General features: G+C 68.2%; 13 protein-coding genes and 1 pseudogene. 6 read left to right on the forward strand and 8 right to left on the reverse strand.

The genetic code is table 11. The features are described 5' to 3' along the window. Positions 1 to 4: 4 nt before the first annotated feature. On the reverse strand, positions 5 to 2,383 hold the full coding sequence (locus ACSFBC_RS14495) for a Tex family protein (protein WP_435511018.1): 2,379 nt from the start codon (positions 2,381 to 2,383) through the stop codon (positions 5 to 7). Positions 2,384 to 2,464: 81 nt separating this feature from the next. Here ACSFBC_RS14495 and ACSFBC_RS14500 point away from each other — a divergent pair, with 81 nt between their 5' ends. The 3 genes from ACSFBC_RS14500 to ACSFBC_RS14510 all read left to right on the forward strand — a co-directional run bounded on the left by ACSFBC_RS14500 (position 2,465) and on the right by ACSFBC_RS14510 (position 3,631). Next, positions 2,465 to 2,965 (forward strand): hypothetical protein, encoded by a 501-nt coding sequence (locus tag ACSFBC_RS14500; protein WP_435511019.1) that lies wholly within the window; start codon positions 2,465 to 2,467, stop codon positions 2,963 to 2,965. 131 nt (positions 2,966 to 3,096) lie between these two features. Then, entirely contained in the window at positions 3,097 to 3,483 is a 387-nt protein-coding gene (locus ACSFBC_RS14505; protein WP_435511020.1) for a lipoprotein, read from the forward strand. Between the two features lie 16 nt (positions 3,484 to 3,499). Continuing rightward, positions 3,500 to 3,631, forward strand: coding sequence for a hypothetical protein (locus ACSFBC_RS14510; protein WP_435511021.1), 132 nt, complete (start codon positions 3,500 to 3,502; stop codon positions 3,629 to 3,631). A gap of 3 nt (positions 3,632 to 3,634) precedes the next feature. On the opposite strand, the gene ACSFBC_RS14515 is transcribed toward ACSFBC_RS14510, so the two are convergent. The 4 genes and pseudogenes from ACSFBC_RS14515 to ACSFBC_RS14530 all read right to left on the reverse strand — a co-directional run bounded on the left by ACSFBC_RS14515 (position 3,635) and on the right by ACSFBC_RS14530 (position 6,546). Beyond that, on the reverse strand, positions 3,635 to 3,931 hold the full coding sequence (locus ACSFBC_RS14515) for a DUF3325 domain-containing protein (RefSeq protein ID WP_435511022.1): 297 nt from the start codon (positions 3,929 to 3,931) through the stop codon (positions 3,635 to 3,637). Beyond that, positions 3,928 to 5,525: pseudogene (locus ACSFBC_RS14520) on the reverse strand (PepSY-associated TM helix domain-containing protein). Before ACSFBC_RS14520 ends, ACSFBC_RS14515 begins: the two are co-directional and overlap by 4 nt. Then, entirely contained in the window at positions 5,522 to 5,758 is a 237-nt protein-coding gene (locus ACSFBC_RS14525) for a DUF3649 domain-containing protein (RefSeq protein ID WP_435511185.1), read from the reverse strand. Before ACSFBC_RS14525 ends, ACSFBC_RS14520 begins: the two are co-directional and overlap by 4 nt. Before the next feature lie 59 nt (positions 5,759 to 5,817). After that, positions 5,818 to 6,546 carry a DUF4198 domain-containing protein gene (locus tag ACSFBC_RS14530; protein ID WP_435511023.1) on the reverse strand — a complete coding sequence of 243 codons (729 nt, stop codon included), beginning with the start codon at positions 6,544 to 6,546 and terminating at the stop codon, positions 5,818 to 5,820. 227 nt (positions 6,547 to 6,773) lie between these two features. Between ACSFBC_RS14530 and ACSFBC_RS14535 the strand changes: the two genes are divergently transcribed. Next, positions 6,774 to 7,340 (forward strand): DUF2239 family protein, encoded by a 567-nt coding sequence (locus ACSFBC_RS14535; protein WP_435511024.1) that lies wholly within the window; start codon positions 6,774 to 6,776, stop codon positions 7,338 to 7,340. 212 nt (positions 7,341 to 7,552) lie between these two features. After that, positions 7,553 to 8,851 (forward strand): MATE family efflux transporter, encoded by a 1,299-nt coding sequence (locus ACSFBC_RS14540; RefSeq protein WP_435511186.1) that lies wholly within the window; start codon positions 7,553 to 7,555, stop codon positions 8,849 to 8,851. A 19-nt stretch (positions 8,852 to 8,870) separates the two neighbouring features. On the opposite strand, the gene ACSFBC_RS14545 is transcribed toward ACSFBC_RS14540, so the two are convergent. Next, complete coding sequence (locus tag ACSFBC_RS14545; RefSeq protein ID WP_435511025.1) at positions 8,871 to 9,149, reverse strand: DUF4148 domain-containing protein; 279 nt, start codon at positions 9,147 to 9,149, stop codon at positions 8,871 to 8,873. 158 nt (positions 9,150 to 9,307) lie between these two features. On the opposite strand from ACSFBC_RS14545, the gene ACSFBC_RS14550 reads away from it, so the two are divergent. Next, positions 9,308 to 10,285, forward strand: a complete 978-nt coding sequence (locus ACSFBC_RS14550; protein ID WP_435511026.1) for a formylglycine-generating enzyme family protein — start codon at positions 9,308 to 9,310, stop codon at positions 10,283 to 10,285. A gap of 251 nt (positions 10,286 to 10,536) precedes the next feature. On the opposite strand, the gene ACSFBC_RS14555 is transcribed toward ACSFBC_RS14550, so the two are convergent. Both ACSFBC_RS14555 and ACSFBC_RS14560 read right to left on the reverse strand, forming a co-directional pair. Then, the gene (locus ACSFBC_RS14555) at positions 10,537 to 10,893 is read right to left on the reverse strand and encodes a cyclophilin-like fold protein (protein WP_435511027.1); all 357 of its coding nucleotides are present in this window, start codon (positions 10,891 to 10,893) and stop codon (positions 10,537 to 10,539) included. A gap of 96 nt (positions 10,894 to 10,989) precedes the next feature. Continuing rightward, the gene (locus ACSFBC_RS14560; RefSeq protein ID WP_435511028.1) at positions 10,990 to 13,182 is read right to left on the reverse strand and encodes a xanthine dehydrogenase family protein molybdopterin-binding subunit; all 2,193 of its coding nucleotides are present in this window, start codon (positions 13,180 to 13,182) and stop codon (positions 10,990 to 10,992) included. Positions 13,183 to 13,187: the final 5 nt, after the last annotated feature.

The raw sequence follows: 13,187 nt of genomic DNA on the forward strand, positions 1-13,187 counted from the left end.
GCGGCTACTTGCCGCGCAGCCCCTGCAGCTTGGCGAAGGCGCTGGCCATCTGGCCCGCGGGCTGCGGCGCGTTGTCGCGGCGCGGCCCCTGCTGCTGGCCGCGGCCGGCGCCCTCGAAGCGGTTGTCGCGCGGGCCGTCGCGGCGCGCGGGCGCCGCATCGAGGCGCATCGAGAGGCCGATGCGCTTGCGCGCCACGTCGACCTCCATCACCTTGACCTTGACGATGTCGCCGGTCTTGACGATCTCGCGCGCATCTTCCACGAACTTGTTCGCGAGCTGGCTCACGTGGACCAGGCCGTCCTGGTGCACGCCCAGGTCGATGAAGGCGCCGAACTGCGCGACGTTGCTCACCGTGCCCTCGAGGATCATGCCCTCGACCAGGTCCTTGATGTCCTCGACGCCGTCGTTGAAGCGCGCCACCTTGAAGTCGGGGCGCGGGTCGCGGCCCGGCTTCTCGAGTTCGCCCAGGATGTCCTTGACCGTGATCACGCCGAACTTCTCGTTGGCGAAGAGTTCGGGCTTCAGCGTCTTGAGCATGTCGGCGCGGCCCATCAGCTCGGTGATGGGCTTGCCGGTCTTGACCATGATCTGTTCCACCAGCGGGTAGGTTTCCGGGTGCACGCCGGTGATGTCGAGCGGGTTGCTGCCGTCGCGCACGCGCAGGAAGCCGGCGCTCTGCTCGAAGGCCTTGGGGCCGAAGCCCGTGACTTCCAGCAGCTGCTTGCGCGTGGCGAAGGCCCCGTTGGCCTCGCGCCAGCGCACCACCGCCTTGGCCACGCTGGCCGACAGACCCGACACGCGCGACAGCAGCGGCACGCTGGCGGTGTTGAGGTCCACGCCCACCGAGTTCACGCAATCCTCGACCACCGCGCTCAGCGTGCGCGCGAGTTCGCTCTGGTTCACGTCGTGCTGGTACTGGCCCACGCCGATCGACTTGGGGTCGATCTTCACGAGCTCGGCCAACGGGTCCTGCAGGCGGCGCGCGATGCTGGCCGCGCCGCGCAGGCTCACGTCGACGTCGGGCATTTCCTGCGAGGCGAATTCGCTGGCGGAGTAGACCGAGGCGCCGGCCTCGCTCACCACCACCTTGTCGATGGCCATGGGCGGCGCGCCGGCCTGGTCGGCCATCTTCGCGAGCAGCTTGATCAGGTCGGCGGCCAGCTTGTCGGTCTCGCGGCTGGCGGTGCCGTTGCCGATCGCGATCAGGTTCACGCCGTGCTTGGCGCAGAGCTTGCCCAGCGTGTGCAGCGAGCCTTCCCAGTCCTTGCGCGGCTCGTGCGGGAACACGGTGGCGGTCTCGACCAGCTTGCCGGTCGCGTCGACCACGGCCACCTTCACGCCGGTGCGGATGCCCGGGTCGAGGCCCAGCACCACGCGCCGTCCCGCGGGCGCGGCCAGCAGCAGGTCGCGCAGGTTGTCGGCGAAGACCTTGATGGCGGTCTTCTCGGCGTCTTCGCGCAGGCGGGTGAACAGGTCGCGCTCGGTCGAGAGCGAGAGCTTCACGCGCCAGGTCCAGGCCACGCACTTGCGGATCAGGTCGTCGGACGGGCGCGCCGCATGGCTCCAGCCCAGGTGCAGCGCGATACGGCCTTCGGCGATGCTGGGCTTGCCCGGTTCGGGCTCGACCGGCAGCACCAGCTTGGCGTCGAGGATGTCGAGCGCGCGGCCGCGGAACACGGCCAGCGCGCGGTGCGAGGGCACGCGGCCGATGGGCTCGTCGTAGTCGAAGTAGTCGCGGAACTTGGACACATCGACGTTGTTCTCGTCCTTGCCCGCCATCAGCGTCGACTTGAACAGGCCTTCGCTCCAGAGCCATTCGCGCAGCCGCTGCACCAGCGCCGCGTCTTCGGCCCAGCGCTCGGACAGGATGTCGCGCACGCCGTCGAGCACGGCCGGCACGGTGGAGAAGTCGGGGCCCGGCTTGCCGTCGTCGAGCGTCTCGGCGGGCCTGAGGAAGGCCTTGGCCTCGACGGCCGGATCGAGCGTCGGGTCGGCGAAGAGCTTGTCGGCCAGCGGCTCGATGCCGGACTCGCGCGCGATCTGGCCCTTGGTGCGGCGCTTCTGCTTGAAGGGCAGGTAGAGGTCTTCCAGCTCCTGCTTGGTCGCCACGGTGGCGATCGCGATGCGCAGCGCGTCGGTCAGCTTGCCCTGCTCGTCGATGCTCTTCATCACGGCCGTGCGGCGCTCGTCGAGTTCGCGCAGGTACGACAGGCGCGCTTCGAGTTCACGCAGCTGGATGTCGTCGAGGCCGTCGGTGGCCTCCTTGCGGTAGCGGGCGATGAAGGGCACCGTGGCGCCGCCGTCGAGCAGCTCGATGGCCGCTTTCACCTGGTGCTCGCCGACCTTGATTTCGGACGCGAGCTGGCGAATGATTTTCTGCATGTCTGAATGAACCCTGGGCGCGCAATAAAGCGCAGAAGTTTGCCATAGGCCCGCGAGGCGCCGGGGGTCACAATCGCTTGCATGTCGATCCGCTTGCGCCGCCTGCTCCGCCTCGTCGCCACCCTGCTGCTGGTGCCGGTGCTGCTGTTCGAGGAATGGGGCTGGGAACCGCTGGCCGCACAGGTCGCCAAGCTCGCGCGCCTGCCGCTGTGGGGGCGGCTCGAACACTGGGTGCGCAGCCTGCCGCCCTGGGGTGCGCTGCTGACCTTCGCGCTGCCCGTGATCGCGCTGCTGCCGATCAAGCTGCTCGCGCTGTTCCTGTTCGGCCGTGGCCACTACGCGAGCGGTGTGCTGCTCCTGGGCGCGGCCAAGCTCGCGGGCACGGCCGTGGTGGCGCGGCTGTTCCAGCTGGTGCAGCCCACGCTGATGCGCATCGGCTGGTTCGCGCGCTGGTACCCACGCTGGACTGCGTGGAAGGACCATGTGCTGGGCATCGTGCGGCAGAGCGCGCCGTGGCGCGCGGTGCGTCAGATGAAGGCCGGTGCGCGTCGGTTCTGGCGCAGTTTCTGGCGCCTGCGCTGAGCCCTGCGCGCGTCCCTGTTGCGCCATGCGGTGCAGGCATACTGCCGCTTGCCTGGATTCCCGGGCTCGTGCGTCACCGCGCCGTGGGAGACGGCCGCCGCACGGTCATTGACTACAACAGGAATGAACCAATGAAGAAGTTTTTCGCCTTGATCTCGATCGCGGCCGCCCTCAGCGCCTGCTCCAAGCAGGAACCGGCGCCCGCCGCCCCGGCTGCAACCCCTCCTGCTGCCACCGCACCGGCCGCCACTGCGCCCGCTGCCGCCGCGCCAGCCGCCACCGCACCCGCAGCGAGCACCACGGCCGCCGCATTGCCGCAAGACTGCCAGGCCTACCTGGACAAGGTCAATGCCTGCATGAGCAAGCAAAGCGGTGCCGCCGCCGACGCCGTCAAGGCCTCGATGGAACAGACCAAGGCCGCTTGGGCCAGCCTCAGTGCCGACCAGGCTCAACTGGGCACCGCCTGCAAGGCCGCCACCGACGCTTTCGCCGCGCAAGCCGCCGCGATGAAGTGCTGATCCAGGCCTTCCAGGCTTGAACCCGACCCGCCGGCCCCGCCCGATCGGTGGCGCGGCGGGTCTCCAGATTCCCCTCGACGACACGTCCATGCGGCCTCCCGACCGCACGCCCATGGACACCGATCTGCAGGCGAACGATCTGCGCTGAGGCTTATCGCCGCGCGGCTTGCCGCCTGCCCTGCGCGAGCAAGGCGACGAACACCAGCCCGGCCGCCAGGCTGGTGTGGCCGCTGAAGCTCACCAGCCCCAGGCCCCAGCCCTGCACGCCGACCAGCACGCAGAGCGCGAGCGACAAGGCGCCCCATCCCGCCACGCGCAGCCGACGGGTGAGCGCCGGCGCGAAGGCATGCTCGAACAGCTCTTCCTGTTGCCGCTCCATGGCCAGCGCCAGCGCGGCGAAGCCCGGCAGGCACAGCACGAAGGCCACCCCGTGGAACCAGCCGCTCATGCGCCCTCCCCGGCCGTTGTGGCCGTGGTCCCCACCGGCGCTGCTGCGCGGCGCGCGGGCTTGACCTTGGCGCTGTGCCGCGCGGTGCGGATCGCCAGCAGTGCATGCAGCGCGGCCAGGGCCCACAGCGTGAGCTCGAGTCCCGCAAAGACCCAGTCACCCGCCACGAGGCTGCGCCACAGCGGCCGCTCGGTGGTGAAGGCGCTCACGACCGGCAGCAGCGCGAGCGCGGCGGTGGCGATCCAGAGCTGCTCGATCCAGGCCGTCTTCGCGGGCCGCAGCATCGCATGCAGCAGTGCCAGGCCCCAGACGATGAACAGCAGGTCGATTTCCCATTCAGTGCGCTTGGGCAGGTCGAGCGGCAGCAGCCGGTTGCCCCAGAGGAAGGCCGTCATCGCGATCGACAGGCCCGCGATAGCGGCGATGTTCAGGCGCTCCACCAGCCAGAAGCCGAAGTAGGGCTTGTCGGGATCGGGCAGCTTCTGCCGACGCTTCACGGTCCACATCACCAGGCCCGTGCCCACCATCGCGGTGCCGGCCAGGCTCACGAGGAAATAGAGCCAGCGCGTGGCCGTGTCGCCGAAGCGCCCCAGGTGCAGCGCATACATCACGCCGCGCGTCTCGGCGGCGGCGCCCACGCTGTCCTTGGTCTCGAGCAGCTTGCCGGTGGCACCTTCGAACAGCATGTACTGCGGGCTCACCGATGCGCGGCCCTCGTCGCCGCGCGCGATGCTCACGCGCGAGGCGGCATCGCCGGGCAGCGTGATGTTCACGCGCTTGACGTTGTCGCGGCCCCAGCGCGCCTGCGCCTGCCGCACCATGTCGTCGATGGGCGCGAGCGCCGCCTTCTGGCCGCTGGGTGTGCCGGGCGCGATGAAGGCGCTGAGCTCGGCCGAGAGCTGCTGCCGCTCGGCAGCGGTCTTGAAGGCGGCCTGGCTGCCCCAGGGCATGTACAGGGCCGCCAGCGTGATCAGCCCGGTGTAGGTGATCATCAAGTGGAAGGGCAGCCCGAACACCGAGAGCGCGTTGTGCGCATCGAGCCACGAGCGCTGGCCCTTGCCGCCGCGGAAGGTGAAGAAGTCGATGAAGATCTTCTTGTGCGTGATCACGCCGCTCACGATGGCCACCAGCATGAACATCGCGCACAGGCCCGCCAGCCAGCGGCCCCAGAGCACCGGCATGTAGTGGAACTGGAAGTGGAAGCGGTAGAAGAATTCGCCGCCGCCGGTCTCGCGCGACGCGACCTTGTGGCCGCTGACCGGATCGAAGGTGCCGCTCTGGAACGCGCGCCGTCCCTGCACGCCCGGCGTGCGCCAGAAGGTGCTGACGACGTTGTTGCGCGCGTCGGGCAGGCCGATGCTCCACTGCGGGCTGCCGGCCGCGTCGGTCTGCATCGCATCGGCGACGCGCTGCGCCACCACGGCCGCATCCACTGCGAGATCTCGTCCTTGAAGTAGCTCACCGTGCCGGTGAGGAACATCGCATAGAGGAACCAGCCGACCAGCAGGCCCGTCCAGATGTGGAGGTCGGACATGGTCTGGCGGATGCCGCGCGCCTTGGGCGGCGCCTTCTTCACGGGCTTGTCAACGCTCATGTCGAGCCTCCCGCGGGCCACACCGACCAGGCGGCCAGCCCCAGCGGCACGGCCGCGACCAGCAGGCCGGCCCAGGCGCGCCGCGCGCTGCGCACCGCAAACACCCAGACCACCGCCCCCGCGAACACCGCGAAGCTGACCAGCATGCCCGTGAGCACGGCCTGCGGCTTGCTCATGGGCAGGGCCAGCGCGGCCACGCTGGTCAGCGCCGCCAGGCCGTAGCCGCCGAACATCGCGGCCACGATGCGCGAGAGCAGCGGCCCGACGCACAGCGCCCGGTGCAGCACGGCGTTCACTTGTTGGGCGTGGCGGCCGGGCCGGCAGCGATCGGGGCCACGCCCTCGGCCTTGATGTAGGTCAGCGTGGTGACGTAGCTCACGCCGTCGTACTTCTCGGGGCCGGCGGCACCGGGGCGCTCGCCGCCGGTGCGATCGGTGTGGCTGACCTCGGCCACGTAGGTGCCCTTCCAGGGCATGTCGAAACGCACCAGGCCCTGCGCGTCGGTGCGGCCTTCCTTGGACCAGCCCGACTGGGTGACCAGCGTGACCTTGGCCTTGGGCAGCGGCTGGCCCTTGAACACCAGCTTGAACTCGCCCAGGCCGCCGGCCGGCACGAGGTCGAAGGCCAGCTTGGCTTCCTGCGGCGCGAAGCCGGTGATCAGCCGCGCAGCCGGGTGGTACCAGTTCTTCGATTCCTTCTCGCCCTGCTTGAGCGTGTAGAGCGGGTAGCTCGCGTCCTCGGCCACGATCGACTCGCCCTTGGCCGCCTTGAACGGCAGCGCAAAGCCCTGGGCGTCCTTGCGCGCATCGATCTTCTTCTCGCCTTGGGCCGACACCAGCGTGGCGGTGGGCTGGCCGAACTTGTCGAGCAGGCCCGGCGAAGTCTCGCGCAGGTTCTCGCCGAACTCGCCGAAGCGGATCACCGCGCTCTGACCGGTCGGCTGCTCGAGCCAGATCTGGTGGGCCTGCGAGGCGGTCGCGAATCCCAGCAGGGTGAAAGCAGCGGCGAGTGTCTTGTTCATGGAGAGGTGCGGAGAATGTCGATGGAATCGAAGGCGGGGCCGCCGAATGGGCATTCAGGCCGAAGCGGGCGGCAGGTCGCATTTAAACAAATACGAACCATTCTCATTCTATCCGGGTGTCAAAGTGTCTCGCAGCCCAAGCTGTTCAAGGATTTTTACCCGGAGGATATTGAAAACTTCTTTTTATCCGGGTAAATTCCAGGCTCCGCTGCTCACGGCCCATTCCGATGTCCACCCTGCCCTCCTCTCCCCCCTCCGCCGACCGCCTCACGGTCTTCGCCGGCTTCCGGCGCATCGCCGCCGGTCCCCGCGCAGACGTCGTGGCGCAGTTGCGTTCGGCGCCGCCCCCGCAGGAACCGCTGCTGCGCGTGTTCGACGACGCCACCGGCAACCGGATCGATCTCGATCTGCGACCCGAAGCCGCCGAGGACATCGCCCCGCCGCGCGGCGTGGGCCGGCCCAGGCTCGGCGTGGTCGCGCGTGAAGTCACGCTGCTGCCGCGGCACTGGGATTGGCTGGCCAGCCAGCCCGGCGGCGCCTCGGTCGCGCTGCGGCGCATCGTGGACGAGGCACGCCGCACGCACGAAGGACGCGATACGCTGCGCACCGCGCGCGAATCGACCTACCGCTTCATGACCGAGATCGCCGGCGATCTGCCGGGCTTCGAGGACGCGACGCGCGCGCTGTTCGCCGGCGAACGGCAACCCTTTCTCGAACGCATCGCGTCCTGGCCCGACGACGTCCGCACCCATCTGGATCAATTGAGCCACGCCGCCTGGGAAAAAACACAATGAAGAAACCCGATGCCCTGACCGCCGACCTGCAGGCCGACGACCTGCGCGTGGCCGGCGAGATCGTCGCCGCACCCGCCACCGTGGCCGACCCGACCCTGGTCCCCGTGGCACCCGCCGCCAACGCGGCACCACCCGCCGCGACCCGAAGCGGCGCCCCCAGCCCCGATCCGCGCCGCCCGCTCTGGAAGATCTTCCTTTTCTTCCTCGCGCCCATGCTGCTGAGCAACATCCTGCAATCGCTGTCGGGCACGCTCAACAACGTCTACGTGGGCCAGATGATCGGCGTGGGCGCGATGGCGGCCGTGTCCAGCTTCTTCCCGGTGATGTTCTTCTTCATCGCCTTCACCATCGGCCTGGGCGCCGGCGCCTCGGTGCTGATCGGCCAGGCCTGGGGCGCGCGCGACACCGCCAAGGTCAAGGCCATCGCTGGCACCACCCTCACGGTGGGCATCGCCTTCGGCGTGGCGGTGGCGGTGTTCGGCGGCAGCTTCACCGCACCGCTGCTCGCGGCGCTGGGCACGCCGCCCGACATCCTGGCGGACGCCACGGCCTACGCCCGCATCATGCTGATCGCCATGCCCGGCCTGTTCGTGTTCCTGCTCTCGACCGCGATGCTGCGCGGCGTGGGCGACACCGTCACGCCGCTCTACACGCTGGCCATCTCGACCGGCATCGGCCTGGTGGTGACGCCGGCGCTGATCCGCGGCTGGGGCGGCCTGCCGCAGCTGGGCGTGGCCAGCGGCGCGGCGGCCACGGTGGTGTCCTTCGTGGTCGCGACGGTCTGGCTGGCCTTCCGCCTGCGCAAGACGAAGAGCCCGCTGGCGCCCGACGCCGCGTTCGCGCACGCCATGCGCATCGACCCCAAGATCCTGAAGACCGTGCTCAAGGTCGGTGTGCCCACGGGCGTGCAGATGATCGTGATCGCGCTGGCCGAGGTGGCACTGCTTTCGCTCGTGAACAGCTACGGCTCGAACGCCACGGCCGCCTACGGCGCGGTCAACCAGGTGGTGGCCTATGTGCAGTTTCCGGCCATCTCGATCGCCATCACGGCCTCGATCCTCGGTGCGCAGGCGATCGGCGCGGGCCGCACCGAACAGCTCGGCGCGATCGCGCGCACCGGCCTGCTGATGAACCTGGTGCTGACCGGTTCGCTGGTGTTGCTGGGCTACCTGTTCTCACGCCCGCTGATGGGCTTCTTCATCACCAGCGCGCCGGTGCTCGAACTGGCGCAGACGCTCCTGCACATCATGCTGTGGAGCAGCGTGATCTTCGGCATGGCTTCGGTGCTGTCGGGGATCATGCGGGCCAGCGGCTCGGTGCTGGTGCCCACCGCCATCTCGATCTTCTGCATCGCCTTGATCGAAGTGCCGGTGGCCTATTTCATGAGCCACCGCATCGGCATCAACGGCGTGTGGGTGGCCTACCCCGTGACCTTCATCGCGATGCTGGGACTGCAGACCGCCTACTACCGCGGCGTGTGGCGCAAGAAGGCGATCCGCAGGATGGTCTGAGGGCCGCTGGCCGCAGGGCTCAAGTGCCGTACAGCGAAGCGCCGTTGGCGGCGATCGCGCGCGCGCCGGCCCGCACCGCGGCGCGGTCGGCCGAGGCCACCGGCTTGGCCACGCCGGTGCCGCCATTGGTGATCTGCACCGGCTTCAGCGCTTCCTGCGCCACCTCGGCACGCGAGCGCATCGACTGGAAGGGTTGCGGTTGGATGTTGTTCTGCTCGCCCTGGAAGGCCTGGGCACTGAGGCCGGTCAGCCCGGTGAAGGCGGCAACGGCAGCGATGGCGATGAACTTGGTGGACATGATGGAACTCCTCTTGGCAGGGTGACGACCGCCAGCCCGTGAAGGCCGACGGAACCGGTGTGCAGTCCGATTCAGGTCCGCACAGGATCTATACGCAGGGAATTCGCGGATGGATGCAAGGCCACGCGCGACGACACCGGATGCCCTAGCATGCGCACATGCAGCGCCCCCTCCTGCTCTTGCTCCTGACCTGGGTCGTTGCCGGCGCGCACGCGGCCGAGGTCGAGCGCAACAGTCTCGGCATGGCCTTCGTGAGACTGCCGGCCGGCGAATTCCTGATGGGCAGCGACGAGGCGCCCGAATCGCTGGCACGCGCCTATCCGCAATTGCCGGCGGCGCGCTTCGCGCAACTTGACGACGAAGGCCCAGTGCACCGGGCGCGCATCACACGCACCTTCTGGATGGGACAGCACGAGGTCACGGTGGGTCAGTTCCGCCGCTTCGTCGAAGTCTCGGGCTACCTGCCCGAGTCGGAGGCGGACGGGACCGGCGGCTACGGCTGGCGCGCCGACTACGACCCGGCCCGCACGCCGCGCGGCGACGCCTTCGAAGGCCGCGATCTCCGCTACTCGTGGCGCAACCCCGGTTTCATGCAAGGCGACGACCATCCGGTCGTCAACGTGACCTGGCACGACGCCCAGGCGCTGGCGGCCTGGCTCAGCCAGACCGAAGGCCGCCGCTACCGCCTGCCGACCGAGGCCGAATGGGAGTACGCCTGCCGTGCCGGCACCCGAAGCCGCTACCACGCGGGTGACGACCCCCGCACGCTGCTGGGCACGGCCAATGTGTTCGATGCCAACAGCGCCCGCTACTGGCCGCGTTGGCAGGCGATGGCCCTGGAGGGCGACGATGGCCATGCCTTCACCGCGCCGGTCGGCAGCTTCGCGCCGAACCCCTGGGGCCTCCACGACATGCACGGCAATGCCTGGGAATGGGTGGCCGACTGGCACGGCGACGACTACTACGCGCATTCTCCGATCGACGACCCGCAGGGCCCGGTCGACGGCACGGTGCGGGTGCGCCGTGGCGGCTCCTGGCACACCTGGCCCTTCTACGCCCGCGCGTCCTATCGCAACTGGAACGCACCGAGCACGCGCTACACGCTGGTGGGGATTCGGTTGGTGCGGGAGGAATGAATGGCGCGGTTGGACCGCGCTGATCTGATGGCCGGAGGGCTCTCTACTGGCATTGGATGCTTGCTCCGCAGATTCGCGACACGACCAATGACAGGATTCTGTTCAAGCCTTTGGCGCACGCCTGGTCTGTTGAACGATCGACTTGGACCGGCGCCCAGGTGCACATCCACCTTCGCAAGTATCCGGGCGATCAACGACGCCCTTGCGTCGAAGCTTTTGTCGACCACGCCTCGCGACACGGCCGCACAGGCTCATGGGCCGGCAATTTCCACTCTCACGGTCATCGGATGCTCTTCCCGCAATGCATCGAGCCCCAAATCGATTCTCCCAAGGCGCACCAGACCCCTCGAGAGGTGGCCGTCCTCGTAGAAGATCGCCAGGTTTCCCCACGGCGCGTAAAAGCTGATGTCGCCGGACGAAGGTGTGTACGACGCCGGCGCGCCTCGCGTTGTCAGCAGTCGCGGCAGGTCCGCGATCTTTTCCGTCGACGCGTAGTCTTTCAAAGTCAGGTTCAGCGGTAGCAGCGCCGCAAAATCTTTGGCACTGTCGCTGTCGTCGAGCAGGCCCGTCGCAATGACGGCTCTGCCCACGGTGATCAGGATGTTCATGAATGCGTCCTCAGTTGACGGGCAACCAATCCAAGCGCAATGGCTGTCGCGGCGAGGACAGCGAAGGCGCCTCCTGAGAGTTCATGACCTCGCGCATCAAATGAGTTTTTCCGGCGTGATCGGCAGATCGCGCACACGCTTTCCTGTTGCATGGAAGACGGCGTTCGCGATCGCTGCCGGAATGCCCACCATGCCGAGTTCACCCATGCCCTTGACGCCCAGCGGATTGACGACGGTGTCTTCTTCCTCGACGAAGATGGTTTCAATGGAATGGATGTCGGCGTTCACCGGCACGTGATAGTGCTGCAGGCTCGCGGTCATGATGCGACCGTAGCGATGGTCGATCTCTGTCGCTTCCTCCAGCGCCATGCCGATGCCCCAGACCACGCCGCCGATCTCCTGGCTGTGGGACGCCAGGGGATTGAGGATCTTCCCGCAGGCGGTGACCTCCACCACACGGGTCACCTTCACCGTGCCGAGGTCCGGATCGACCTTCACCTCGACGAACTGGGCACCGTGACCCAGCGTCGCATACTTCGCGCGCTCAGGAGACGGCGTCGAATCATAGGTCTCGGTGATCTCGATGGTTCCGGTGCGACGCATCAGGTCGGCGATGTCGACCGAGCGCGACGGATCGCTTTTGAGACGCAGGCGACCATCGAGCATTTCCACGTCGGCTGCATTCCACCCTTTCAGCGGCGACGCGGCATCCCGGTTCGCCAGGTCCAGGAGCCTTGCGACGATGGTCAGCGCAGCGCCCCGGACGGCCGACCCGACGCTGGACGTCGTCCACGATCCGCCTTGCGCCGGCGCCTTGGGCTGCCGCGTGTCGCCGAGCTCGAAGTGCACCTGGTCCAGCCGAAGGCCGAGGAATTCGGCCGCGATCATGGTCATCACGGTGTACGTGCCCGGCCCGATGTCGCTGGTCGCACTGGTCACGCCGGCGGTGCCGTCTGCCTTGAAGGTGATGCGCGCGCTGGCCGGCATCTGCATGGCGCCCCAGACGCTCGAGGCCATGCCCCAGCCGACCAGCAGGCGCCCGTCACGCATCGAGCGCGGCTCGGCCTTGCGCTTCTTCCAGCCGAACTTCTCTGCGCCGAGCCGGTAGCACTCACGCAGTGCCTTGCTGGAGAAGGGCTTGCCGCTTTCAGGATCGACTTCGGCGTAGTTGATGAGCCGCAGTTCCATCGGATCGATCTTGAGCGCATAGGACAGCTCGTCCATGGCGCTCTCCAGCGCGAACATGCCGCTCACCGCGCCAGGTGCGCGCATCCAGGTGGGGGTGGCGAGGTCGGTCGCTGCGACCTTCAGCGGGGCATGCAGGTTGGGACATGCATAGACCTGCCGCGTGAAGCCGGTGGTCGAATCAGAGAACGCCTCGAACGACGAGGTGTTGTGAAACGCCTCGTGGACCATGGACGACAGCTTGCCGTTGCGGTCGGCACCCAACGCAATCTTCTGCAGGGTGTCGGGCCGGTAGCCATGCCCCGTGAACATCTGCGTCCGTGTGTACACCACCTTGACCGGACGCTTGAGTTCACGGGCCGCCATCGCCGTCAGCGACGGGTAGTAATTCGGCTTGAGCGAGGCACCGAAGGCACCACCGACGAACGGGGAGATCACGCGGATGTTCTCGGCCGGAACCCCCAGGCTCTCCGCCAGATGCTTCTGGACGCCGTAGACCTCCTGCGTCTTGTCGAAGATCGTGAGTTGATCGCCTTGCCAGAACGCGATGGCCGCATGCGGCTCGATCGGGTTGTGGTGGTGGATCGGAATGCGGTACTCCGCCTCGATCCTGACCGCAGCGGCCTGCATCGCCGCGACCGGATTTCCGCGGGGCGTGCCCTTCACCGTGGCAGGGTCGGGCTGTGCGCGGTCGAGTACCTTCGAGAAGTCGGTGTTGTGCGGCTCGGTCTCGTAGGTGGCCTTCACCAGCCGCGCCGCGTAGCGGGCCTGTTCGTAGCTCTCGGCCACCACCAGCGCGATCGGCTGGCCGTTGAAGAACACGCGGTCCGACTGCAGCGGCCACGTCCATGCCGGTGCCGCGCCGGCCTCGGGCGCCGGACCGAGCTTGCCGGCGTTCAGGTGCGTGAAGACACGGATGACGCCACCGGCCTTCTCGGCCTCGCGCGTGTCGATCGCCGAGATGCGGCCTTTGGCTACCGTGCTCAGCACGATGAAGCCGTAGGTGACATTCGGGATCTGGAACTCGGCGGTGTACTTCGCCTTGCCCGTGACCTTGGCGAGCCCATCGACGCGCGTCGTTTCTTTGCCTAGATAGCGTGACATGTGAT

Source organism: Variovorax frigidus, assembly GCF_051216515.1.
Classification (GTDB): domain Bacteria; phylum Pseudomonadota; class Gammaproteobacteria; order Burkholderiales; family Burkholderiaceae_C; genus Variovorax.

Excerpts from the sequence above, each read along its gene's own strand:
- ACSFBC_RS14530 (WP_435511023.1), bottom strand. The coding sequence starts at position 6,546 with ATGAACAAGACACTCGCCGCTGCTTTCACCCTGCTGGGATTCGCGACC.
- ACSFBC_RS14545 (WP_435511025.1), bottom strand. The coding sequence starts at position 9,149 with ATGTCCACCAAGTTCATCGCCATCGCTGCCGTTGCCGCCTTCACCGGG.
- ACSFBC_RS14500 (WP_435511019.1), top strand. The coding sequence starts at position 2,465 with ATGTCGATCCGCTTGCGCCGCCTGCTCCGCCTCGTCGCCACCCTGCTG.
- ACSFBC_RS14525 (WP_435511185.1), bottom strand. The coding sequence starts at position 5,758 with ATGTTCGGCGGCTACGGCCTGGCGGCGCTGACCAGCGTGGCCGCGCTG.
- ACSFBC_RS14505 (WP_435511020.1), top strand. The coding sequence starts at position 3,097 with ATGAAGAAGTTTTTCGCCTTGATCTCGATCGCGGCCGCCCTCAGCGCC.
- ACSFBC_RS14495 (WP_435511018.1), bottom strand. The coding sequence starts at position 2,383 with ATGCAGAAAATCATTCGCCAGCTCGCGTCCGAAATCAAGGTCGGCGAG.
- ACSFBC_RS14540 (WP_435511186.1), top strand. The coding sequence starts at position 7,553 with ATGCTGCTGAGCAACATCCTGCAATCGCTGTCGGGCACGCTCAACAAC.
- ACSFBC_RS14515 (WP_435511022.1), bottom strand. The coding sequence starts at position 3,931 with ATGAGCGGCTGGTTCCACGGGGTGGCCTTCGTGCTGTGCCTGCCGGGC.
- ACSFBC_RS14555 (WP_435511027.1), bottom strand. The coding sequence starts at position 10,893 with ATGAACATCCTGATCACCGTGGGCAGAGCCGTCATTGCGACGGGCCTG.
- ACSFBC_RS14560 (WP_435511028.1), bottom strand. The coding sequence starts at position 13,182 with ATGTCACGCTATCTAGGCAAAGAAACGACGCGCGTCGATGGGCTCGCC.
- ACSFBC_RS14550 (WP_435511026.1), top strand. The coding sequence starts at position 9,308 with ATGCAGCGCCCCCTCCTGCTCTTGCTCCTGACCTGGGTCGTTGCCGGC.
- ACSFBC_RS14535 (WP_435511024.1), top strand. The coding sequence starts at position 6,774 with ATGTCCACCCTGCCCTCCTCTCCCCCCTCCGCCGACCGCCTCACGGTC.